This is a genomic window from Anaerotruncus massiliensis (ex Togo et al. 2026) (genome assembly GCF_030825285.1).
Taxonomy (GTDB): domain Bacteria; phylum Bacillota; class Clostridia; order Oscillospirales; family Ruminococcaceae; genus Anaerotruncus; species Anaerotruncus massiliensis.
The window spans coordinates 45,682-55,836 of record NZ_JAPJQF010000013.1; the positions used below are offsets into that span (position 1 = coordinate 45,682).

9 protein-coding genes are annotated in these 10,155 nt (G+C 63.9%); 3 read left to right on the plus strand and 6 right to left on the minus strand.

What is annotated here, in order from left to right; translation table 11 throughout:
* Together RCI06_RS06205 and RCI06_RS06210 are read left to right on the plus strand one after the other, a co-directional pair.
* Nucleotides 1-672 (plus strand): P-II family nitrogen regulator, encoded by a 672-nt coding sequence (locus tag RCI06_RS06205; RefSeq protein ID WP_101551710.1) that lies wholly within the window; start codon nucleotides 1-3, stop codon nucleotides 670-672.
* Nucleotides 673-815: 143 nt separating this feature from the next.
* The gene (locus tag RCI06_RS06210; protein WP_121586851.1) at nucleotides 816-2,453 is read left to right on the plus strand and encodes a DUF1653 domain-containing protein; all 1,638 of its coding nucleotides are present in this window, start codon (nucleotides 816-818) and stop codon (nucleotides 2,451-2,453) included.
* 337 nt (nucleotides 2,454-2,790) lie between these two features.
* Here the strand turns inward: RCI06_RS06210 and ybaK are convergent, their stop codons facing one another.
* From ybaK to RCI06_RS06240, 6 genes are all read right to left on the minus strand, one after another.
* Entirely contained in the window at nucleotides 2,791-3,270 is a 480-nt protein-coding gene (ybaK, locus tag RCI06_RS06215; protein WP_276873361.1) for a Cys-tRNA(Pro) deacylase, read from the minus strand.
* 51 nt (nucleotides 3,271-3,321) lie between these two features.
* Nucleotides 3,322-4,023, minus strand: coding sequence for an ABC transporter ATP-binding protein (locus tag RCI06_RS06220; RefSeq protein WP_101551716.1), 702 nt, complete (start codon nucleotides 4,021-4,023; stop codon nucleotides 3,322-3,324).
* Nucleotides 4,007-4,789: an ABC transporter ATP-binding protein gene (locus tag RCI06_RS06225; protein ID WP_370867172.1), complete on the minus strand. Its 783-nt coding sequence runs from the start codon at nucleotides 4,787-4,789 to the stop codon at nucleotides 4,007-4,009. The genes RCI06_RS06220 and RCI06_RS06225 overlap by 17 nt, the downstream gene beginning before the upstream one ends.
* 80 nt (nucleotides 4,790-4,869) lie before the next feature.
* A complete protein-coding gene (locus RCI06_RS06230; protein ID WP_276873367.1) occupies nucleotides 4,870-5,937 on the minus strand; it encodes a branched-chain amino acid ABC transporter permease in 1,068 nt (355 codons plus the stop codon).
* Between the two features lie 13 nt (nucleotides 5,938-5,950).
* Nucleotides 5,951-6,850, minus strand: a complete 900-nt coding sequence (locus RCI06_RS06235; protein WP_101551722.1) for a branched-chain amino acid ABC transporter permease — start codon at nucleotides 6,848-6,850, stop codon at nucleotides 5,951-5,953.
* Nucleotides 6,851-7,075: 225 nt separating this feature from the next.
* Nucleotides 7,076-8,320, minus strand: a complete 1,245-nt coding sequence (locus RCI06_RS06240; protein ID WP_101551724.1) for an ABC transporter substrate-binding protein — start codon at nucleotides 8,318-8,320, stop codon at nucleotides 7,076-7,078.
* Between the two features lie 415 nt (nucleotides 8,321-8,735).
* On the opposite strand from RCI06_RS06240, the gene RCI06_RS06245 reads away from it, so the two are divergent.
* The coding region (locus tag RCI06_RS06245; protein ID WP_306575065.1) for a glycoside hydrolase family 3 protein at nucleotides 8,736-10,155 on the plus strand (1,420 nt) is incomplete at its 3' end.

Below are 10,155 nucleotides of genomic sequence, written 5' to 3' on the forward strand. Positions count from 1 at the left end.
TTGTATTATCTGGTTACGATTACCAAGCGGGAATACGGCGACGCCTACCTGCGATACTTCTACGAAAACGGCGTCCATTCCCTGACCGCCGCCCTCTGCGAGGGCACCGCGCAGCAGAAGACCCTGGACCGCCTGGGAATCGAAAAGACGGAGAAGATCATGCTCTCCGCCGTGGTGTCCGGCCCGCTGGCGTCGGGCCTGCTGAAGGGGCTGATGCGCACCATGCAGATCGACGTGCCGGGCAACGGCATCGCCTTCACGGTCCCGCTGCAGAGCGTCGCGAATTCGGCGAGCCTGCAATATCTGACCCAGGGGCAGAATACAGAACAAAATGGGGTGCTTGTAATGGAAGAAAACCGCTTTTCCCTCGTCGTGGTCATTGCGCACAAAGGCAATACGGAGCTGGTCATGGACGCCGCGCGCGGAGCGGATGCGGGAGGCGGCACCATCATCCACGCCAAGGGGATCGGCGAAAAAAGCGCCATGCCCTTTTTCGGGATGTCCATCGCTTCGGAACAGGAAGTGATCTACATCGTCTCGAAGCAGGAGAACGAAAAAAACATCATCCGCGCCATCATGGAAAAGGCCGGCTCCAGGCAGGACCGGGTCGCCGCGGTCTTTTCCCTGCCGGTCAACCGGGTGGTTGGCCTGCGCAGTCTGACTGACGAATAGCCGCCCGGCGGCGCAAAGAGGACAGGCCCCGCAGCCGGGGCTTGTCCTCTTTTTTCCATCCCCGGAGATTTGCTATTTTCTGTAAAGTCGTGTATACTGTTCGGGTGCGGGCAATGCGCATCGAGTCTCCCCCGCACGGAAGGATGGTTTTTTTGAGCTGGGTCAATGAATCGGTATTTTATCATATCTATCCGCTGGGCTTCTGCGGCGCGCCGCAGCAGAACGAGGGCGGCGAACCCGTCCCCCGGATTGAAAAGCTGCTCGGCTGGATTCCCCACCTGCGGGAGATGCAGGTCAACGCCCTCTACCTCGGGCCGGTGTTCGAGTCGTCCGAGCACGGCTACGACACGAGCGACTACTACACCCTCGACCGGCGGCTGGGCGCCAACGAGGACTTCAAAAGGGTGTGCGCCGCGCTGCATGAAAACGGCATCCGCATCGTGCTCGACGGGGTGTTCAACCACGTCGGCCGCGGCTTCTGGGCGTTCCGGGACGTGCAGCAGAACGGGCAGTCCTCCCGGTATTGCAGCTGGTTCCACAACCTCAACTTCGGCGGCGGCAGCCCGATGGGCGACGCCTTCTGGTACGAGGGCTGGCAGGGGCACTTCAACCTCGTCAAGCTCAATCTGCGCAACCCCGAGGTGGTCGACCACCTGCTCGGCGCGGTAGGCATGTGGATGGACGAATTCGGCATCGACGGCCTGCGCCTCGACGCGGCCGACTGCGTCGACTTCGACTTCTTCCGCCGCCTCAAGGCCTTCTGCCGGGGCAAGCGGCCCGACTTCTGGCTGATGGGCGAGATCATCCACGGCGACTACAACCGCTGGGCCAACCCCGACATGCTCGACTCGGTCACCAACTACGAGTGCGCCAAGGGGCTCTACTCCTCCCACAACGACCGCAACTATTTCGAGATCGCCCACTCGCTCGCGCGGCAGTTCGGCCCGGGCGGCATCTATAAAAACCTCTGCCTCTACAACTTCGTCGACAACCACGATGTGAACCGGCTCGCGTCGGTGCTGCGCAACGAGCGCCACCTCGAAAACGTCTATACCCTGCTCTACACGATGCCGGGCGCGCCGTCGGTCTACTACGGCAGCGAATGGGGCGTCAAGGGCATCAAGCAGAACGGCTCGGACGCCGGGCTGCGCCCCTGCCTCGAGCTCGGGAAGATCGAGGACGCGAATTACCAGCTCTGCGAGCACATCAAGCGGCTCGGCGCCGTCCGCCGCGCGCTGCCCGCGCTCCAGTACGGCGGCTACGACCACGCGCTCATCAAAAATGAACAGTACGCCTTCCGCCGGGAGCTGAACGGCCGGAGCGTCTATGTGGCGCTCAACCTCGCCGAGCATCCCGAATACCTCGAATTCCGCGTGGACGCCTCCCCGCTCGTCGACCTCTTTACCGGGACCTCCTATGAGACGAACGACGGCAACCTCAAGCTGGAGGTTCCCGCCTACGGCTCCCGCATCCTCGTGCCGCAGGAGGAGTGGGAACGCTTCTCCGCCGCTTCGAGCGGCGAGGCCGCATCCACGGGCGCGCCGGCGGCGCCCGTCCCGCCCGCGCCGCGCGAGCTGAAAACCGGACGGTGGCGTCACTTCAAGGGCGGCGAATACGAGGTGATCGGCAAGGCGCGCCACAGCGAGACGCTCGAGGAGCTGGTCGTCTACCGCGCCCTCTACGGGGAAGGCGGGCTTTGGGTGCGCCCGCTCGACATGTTCCTCGAGGACGTCGAGCAGGACGGACGCGTCGTCCCGCGCTTTGTCTACTCAGGCGACTAACCCAAATCCAAACGTTTCGTCCACCTTTTCAAAGGTGGCGGGGCCGCGGGGCCGCGCCCCGCGCCGCTCGCCGCGGCGAGCGGAACGCCCAATCCTTCAGGCGTATTTTTCGGTTCCTTTTTACAAGAGAAAAAGGAACATCGCAAAAGGGCCGCTTCCCATTTGGGAAGCGGCCCTTTGCATCTTCTTCTTTCTTTTCTATCGCAAAAGAAAGAAGCAAAGAAAATGCTCCTGAAGGATCAGGTATCTTGTGCGCTGCGGCGCACGCGTCAGGGCTCCGCCCTGACAACCCGCCGCCTTTTATAAAAGGCGGGCGAAAACTTTTAGATTAAACCCTTTAATCCGCCGTGATCGGCGCGGTTTTCGCCCGGACGAGCGGCAGCAGGTCGCCCGGCGAAACCTCGATCTGGCAGCCGATCCGCCCTCCGCTCACGCAGACCGCCGGGAGCGATTCCACCGCCCTGTCGAACACCGTGGGGAAGAGCTTCTTCATCCCCACCGGCGAGCAGCCGCCCCGGATGTAGCCGGTGGTCCTGTTGATCTCCGCCACCGGAATCATCGCGACCGACTTCTCCCCCACCGCCTTCGCCGCCTTTTTGAGGTCGAGCTCCTTTGCCACGGGGATCACAAACACAAAGTTGCCGCCCGACGCGCCCCTGGTCACGAGCGTCTTATAGACCGCGTCGACGTCCTGCCCGAGCTTTTCCGCCACGCTCACCCCGTCGATCTTCCCGTCCGCGTGCCCGTAGACGTGCACCCGGTAGGAAATCTTCGCCCGGTCGAGCATCCGCATCGCGTTCGTCTTGGCCTCCGCCATCCTGTCCGCCTCCAAAAAAGGGGCGCGCCCTCGGCGCGCCCCTTGATTTTTTTACATGCCGAGATAGGCCTTCTGGACCCGCTCGTCCTCCCGCATCTCCTTGGCGGTGCCGCTCATCACGATCCGCCCCGTCTCGAGCACATACGCCCTGTCCGCGATCGAAAGCGCCATCTGCGCGTTCTGCTCGACCAGCAGGATCGTCGTCCCGGCGCGGTGCAGCTCCTGGATGATGTCGAAGATCTGCTCCACCAGGATGGGCGCAAGCCCCATCGACGGCTCGTCAAGCATCAGCAGGGTCGGATGGCTCATGAGCGCGCGGCCCATCGCCAGCATCTGCTGCTCGCCGCCCGAGAGGGTGCCCGCCACCTGCCTGCGGCGCTCCCTGAGGCGGGGAAACCGCTCGTAGACGTTTTCGAGGTCGGCGGACAGCGCGGTGGGCTTCTGGGTATAGGCGCCCATCTCGAGGTTCTCCTGCACCGTCATCTGCAAAAAGATGCGCCGCCCCTCGGGCACGTGGGCAAGCCCCAGCTTGACGATGTGGTTGGGGGCCGCCGTGCGGATGTCGCCGTCGAGGAAGGTGATGCTGCCGGTCTTGGTGCGCAGAAGGCCGGAGACCGTCTTGAGGATGGTGCTTTTGCCCGCGCCGTTGGCGCCGATCAGCGAGACGATCTCCCCTTTGGCGACCTCGAAGGAGATGTCCTTGATCGCATGGATGTTGCCGTAGTAGACGTTGATATCACTGACCTTCAGCATCCTGCTTCTCCCCCCTCTTCTTGCCGAGATACGCCTCGATGACCACCGGGTTGCGCCGGATTTCCTCCGGCGTGCCCTTGGCGATGATTTTGCCGTAGTTGAGCACCGCGATCCCCTCGCAGATGCCCATGACAAGGCTCATGTCGTGCTCGATCAGCATGATCGCGATCTGGAAGGTATCGCGGATTTTGTGGATGTTCTCCATCAGCTCGGTCGTCTCCGAGGGGTTCATGCCCGCCGCCGGCTCGTCGAGCAGCAGCAGCTTGGGGCCGGTCGCCAGCGCGCGCACGATCTCCAGCCGCCGCTGCGCGCCGTAGGGAAGGCTTCCCGCCTCCGCGTCCGCCTGGTCCTGCATCCCGAAGATCGAGAGCAGCTCCAGCGCCTTCTCCCTCGCCGCCTTCTCCGCCTTCCAGTATTTCGGCAGGCGCAGGGTCGAGGTCAGCATGTTGTAATGGGTGTGGTTGTGCATCCCGATCAGGACGTTGTCGATCACCGACAGGTTCTTAAAGAGCCGGATGTTCTGGAAGGTGCGCGCCACGCCCGCCCGGTTGACCTGGATGGTGCTCATCCCCTTGGTGTCCCTGCCGTCGATGAGGATCTTGCCGCGGGTGGGCTGGTAGACCTTGGTCAGCAGGTTGAAGACGGTCGTCTTGCCCGCGCCGTTCGGGCCGATGAGGCCGCAGATCTCGGTGCGGCCGACGGTGAGGTTGAAGTCGTCGACGGCGGGCAGCCCGCCGAATTCGATGCTCAGCCCAATCGCCTCCATGACGGGGGTATAGGCCTTGTCGCGCTCGGGGAGGATCTTTTCCCGGCTGTCGTAGTCGTTATAGGTCAGCTCGTAATCGCTCATTGCTTGACCGCCTCCCCCTTCTTTTTCCCGCCAAAGCGGTTCATGAACTTCTCAAGCAGCCTGCTCATCGAGAAGTCGTAGGTGCCCATCAGGCCGGAGGGCTTGAAGATCATCACCAAAATGAGCACGATCGAATAGAGCACCATGCGCCACTTATCGAAGGCGAGCAGCACCTGGGGCAGCGCGGTGAGCACGGTGGCGGAGAGGATCGAACCGAGCATCGAGCCCATGCCGCCGAGCACGACCATCACGAGAATTTCGATCGATTTCATGAAGCCGAAGGTGTTCGGCTGGAGGATGCCGACGTAGGTCGCGTAGAGCGCGCCCGCCACCCCCGCGAAGAACGCCGAGAGGGTGAACGCCATGACCTTGTAGTAGGTGGTGTGGATGCCGCAGCTTTCGGCGGCGATCTCGTTTTCGCGGATCGAGAGGATCGCGCGCCCGTGGCGGGACTTCATGACCATGTGGATCACCAGGCAGGTGATCACCACGCAGATGAACACGTTCGAGACGGTCGCGGCCTTGGGGATGCGCTTGAGGCCAGAGGCGCCGAAGGTGAAGTCGAAGCCGAGCACGCTGTCAATGTTGAGGAGCACGACGCGGATGATCTCGCCGAAGCCGAGGGTGATGATCGCGAGGTAATCCCCCTTGAGACGCAGGGCGGGCACGCCGATGATGATGCCGAAGATCGCGGCCACCAGCCCCGCCAGCAGAAGCGCCAGCACGACGTAGAAATTGTATTGGAGGTGCGCGGCGGCGGCGTTCACCCCTTCGGGGAGCTTGTCGAGATTGGGCATGGGCATCGCCTTGAGGAAGATGCCCGCCGCATAGCCGCCGACCGCCATGAACCCGGCGTGCCCGAGCGGAAGCTGCCCGAGGTAGCCGGTCGCCACGTTGAGCGAGACGGCCAAGATGATGTTGATGCCGACGAGCATGAGGATTTTGGTGTAGTAGCTCGAGAGCGCGCCGGTGATGAGGTTGAGCGCCACGAACGCCAGGACGACCAGCGCAGCGTTGATCGCGTAGCGCGCGGGCATGGGGATGCGTTTTTGATTCTGATTCATCTCAACGCCCCCCTTAAACCTTTTCGGTGATGTTGCGCCCGAGGATGCCGGTGGGCTTGACGAGCAACACGACGATCAGGATGGCGAAGACGACGCCGTCCTTCCACACGGAGAGCCCGACCGCCGAAACGAGCGCCTCGGCCATGCCGATGACGAAGCCGCCGATCATCGCGCCGGGGATCGAGCCGATGCCGCCGAGTACGGCGGCGACGAAGGCCTTGAGCCCGAGCATCGAGCCCATGGTGGGGTTGGCCTGCGGGTAGGCGCAGAGGTAGAGGATCGCGCCGATGCCCGCCAGCGCGGAGCCGACCGCGAAGGTGAAGGAGACGGTCGCGTTGACGCTGATGCCCATGAGCTGGGCCGCGCCCATATCCTCGCTGACGGCGCGCATCGCCTTGCCGAGCTTGGTCTTCTGGACAAGGAAGGTGAGCACCGCCATCGAGAGGATCGAGACGATGATGGTGAGCATGGCGGGGAAGCTGAGGGTCGTCCCGCCGAAGGAGATGCTCGGCCCGCCGGTGACCGCGGTCATGGCGCTGGACATGTCCTTCGCGCCCGCGCCGAAAATGAGCTGAAAGCCGTTTTCGAGCAGGAAGGAGACGCCGATGGCGGTGATGAGCAGCGAGAGACGGGGCGCGGAGCGCAGCGGCGTGTAGGCCACCTTCTCAATGACGACGCCGAGCAGGGTGCTCGTCAGGATCGCGATGAGGATGGAGACGACCGGGTGCAGGTGGAAGTTCACCATGCACATCCACGCGGCGTAGGCGCCAACCATGATGATGTCGCCGTGCGCGAAGTTTAAAAGCAGGATGATGCCGTACACCATGCTGTAGCCCAGGGCCACCAGGGCGTAGATGGAGCCGGACTGGAGTCCGTTGACCAGCTGGCTGACGATGGTAGAGAACAGAGACATAGGCTTTGCCACGTCCTTTCTTCGGCGGATGGGGCCCGGCACGCGCCGGCCCGATGGTAGCAAAAATTGCGAACAGCCAATGGCCGTTTCCACGCGAAGCGCCCTTGCCCGCGTAGGAATGCCCATTGGGCGTCCGCCCTCCATGAAGCAGAAGAAACCATGCTGGGGGGAAGAGATGCTCTTCCCCCCGGCACAGTTGTTCCTTGCAGTTGTTCCGTTCGCGGATCAGAAGAGCTCGGTGAAGACCTCTTCGCCGCCAGTCAGCTTGATCATCGCGGCGGATTTGATGGGGTTGTTGTACTCGTCGAACGCATAGGAGCCGGTGATGCCCTCGACCCCGTTGATGCCCTTGATGCCGTCGATCACGGCCTGCTTGTAGTCGTCGGAGCCGGCTTCCAGCCCGGCGGCCTCGGCGGCCTTCAGGCCCTCGACCAGCAGCAGGGCGGCGTCGTAGCCGAGCGGGGCGAACATGTTGGGGATCGCCTCGCCGTACTTGGCCTCGTAGTCGGCCTCGAACTTCTTGACCGCGTCGTTGGAGCCGGGCGCGTAGCCGGAGCAGTAGACGGAGCCCTCAAGGTCCTCCGCGGAGGCGTAGTCCTTGACGCTGCCCCAGCCGTCTCCGCCGAGGAAGGTGCCGGTGACGCCGGCGGCGCGGGCCTGGGTGACGATCATGCCATCATCCTGGTAGTAGTTGGGGGAGAAGACGACGTCGGGGTTCTTGGAGGCGATGTTGGTCATCTGCGCCTTGAAATCCACGTCGCCCTTGCTGTAGCCCTCGGCCGCGACGACCTCGACGCCCAGCTCGCCGCACTTCTCGACGAACGCGTCCTTGAGGCCGACCGAGTAGTCGCTGCCCGTCTCAAAGATGACGGCGGCGGTCTTGGCGCCGAGCTTCTCGGAGGCGTACTGCGCCATCTTCTCGCCCTGGAACGGGTCGATGAAGCAGGAGCGGAAGATGTTGGTGCGGATCTCGCTCGCGGGGTCCTCGGGGTCGATCATCGTGACGCCCGCGGCGGTCGCGGAGGCGGTGACCTGCGGCATGTTGATCGGATAGGTCTCGTCGGCGACGGCGATCGTCGGGCCGGTGAGGACCGAGCCGACCAGCGCGGTGATGCCCTGGTCGAGCAGGCGGTTGAAGGCGGTGACAGCCTCGGTGGCGTCGCCCTTCTCGTCGAGGGCGATAACCTCGATCTGCTTGCCGTTCACGCCGCCGGCCGCGTTGACCTCATCGAAGTAGAGCATCGCGCCGTTCTTGACCGCGTTGCCGTACATGGCGTTGTCGCCGGTGGTGTTGGCCAGCAGGCCGACCTTGATCGTGTCGCCGGAAGCGGAGGGCGCGCCGTCCGCGGCAGGGGCCTCGGCGCTTCCGTCGGTGGGGGCGGACGGGGCCGCAGGGGTGTCGCTGCCGCCGCAGGCGGCCAGCGAGAGCACCATCATGACCGCTAAGGTCAGTGCCAGTAACTTTTTCATTTTCTTTCCTCCCAATTCAATTGGTAAAGGGGCGGCGTCCGGTGTCGGCCGCTACCGCTTTAAAGTAACAGATTACTTTTTTCAAGTATATTGCAAATACCCTGTAAAATCCATAGTCTTTTTCGCCAATCCTCAAAAGACAAACACGATTTCTTTTAGGATTATTCATAAAATTTTAATTGATTTTTTGGTATTTGTTTTAAATCCCAAAAGACATGCCGCTTTTTTTGACAAATCGGTCAGGGACATCGGAAGATTTCACAAGGATTTGGGCGCGTCTTTGAAGAAATTCCACCTGCAAAATACATCCGTATTCCACCGGCGTCCAAATCCCCGGTTGGCGGCCCTATCTAAATATGATAGAATAAGAAAGACCCGCTGTCAACCATAGAAATCCATTGGAGGAAGTTTCAATATGCTTCATAAACCGACCCTGTGCGCGCTTTTCTGCGCGCTGACGCTCGCGGGCTGCGCGCCCGCTCCCGCGCCGCTCGGGGAGCCCGCGCAGTCCGCGCCCGCCTCCTCCGCGCCGGAGGACGCGGACCCCATTCCGCCCGCCGCGCCCGCCCCCGCGCCGGAGGGGGAGCGGGCGCGGGAACTGCTCGCGGGGATGACCGACGAGGAAAAGGTCGGCCAGCTCTTCCTCGTCTCGATCCCCGGGACGGGCCTCGACGCGGCCTCCCTCGCCTTTCTCACCGAGGCGAAGATCGGGAACGTCATCCTCTTCGGCAACAACTGTGAAAACGGGGCGCAGATCTCCGCCCTGACCGATTCCATTCAGCGCGCCGTGACCGAGGCGACCGGAGCGCCCGCTCTCATCGCGGTCGACCAGGAGGGCGGGGAGGTCACCCGCGTCACCGACGGCGCCACCGTCTACCCCGGCGCAATGGCCTTCGCCGCGTCGGGCGGGGAGCCCACCGCCCTCGACCCCGTGCCCGAGGCGAACGCCCTCAGGATCGAGGGGGAGTTCGTCGGGGAGGAGCTGCGGGCGCTCGGCATCAACTGCAACCTCGCGCCCGTCGCGGACGTGAACACCAACCCGCTGAACCCCGTCATCGGGGTGCGCTCCTACGGCGACGACCCCGAGCGGGTGGCGGGCGCCGCCGCGGCCTACGCGCTCGGGCTGCAGAGCCGTGGGGTGCTGGCGGTCGCCAAGCATTACCCCGGCCACGGGGACACGTCGGTCGACTCCCACTACGGCCTTCCCGTCTCGCAGAAATCCCTCGACGAACTCGCGGCGGCCGAGCTGGTCCCCTTCCTGACCGCAGGCAAGGCGGGCGTCGCGGGCGTGATGGCCGCGCACATCCTCTACCCCCGGATCGACCCGGACGGGCGGCCCGCGACCCTTTCCAAGGCGGTGCTCACCGGCATGCTGCGGGAGGGGGAGGGCCTGTCCAACGGCTTCGAGGGGCTCATCTTCACCGACTCGATGCGCATGGGCGCGGTCACGTCGCAGTACGGCATCGGGAACGCGTGCGTGCTGGCGGTGAACGCGGGGGCCGACATCCTCACGACCGGCACGGGCGGGGACGGCGCGGCGGGCCTTCAGGTCCAGCGCGCCGCCTACAACGAGGTGCTCGCCGCCGTCAAAAACGGCACGATCTCCCGCGAGACGCTCGACGACCGGGTGGGGCGCATCCTGTTCTATAAGGAGAAATACGGGCTCTTCGACGGCGGGCTGCCGCTCGGTCTCGACCACACCCACGAGGAGGAGCACGCCCGCTTCGCGCAGGAGGTCAGCGACAAGAGCATGACGCTGCTGCGCGACCCGCGCGGCCTGCTCCCGCTGGGGACGCTCGCGGAGGAGCGCCTCCTCGCGATCTCCCCGCCCCTTC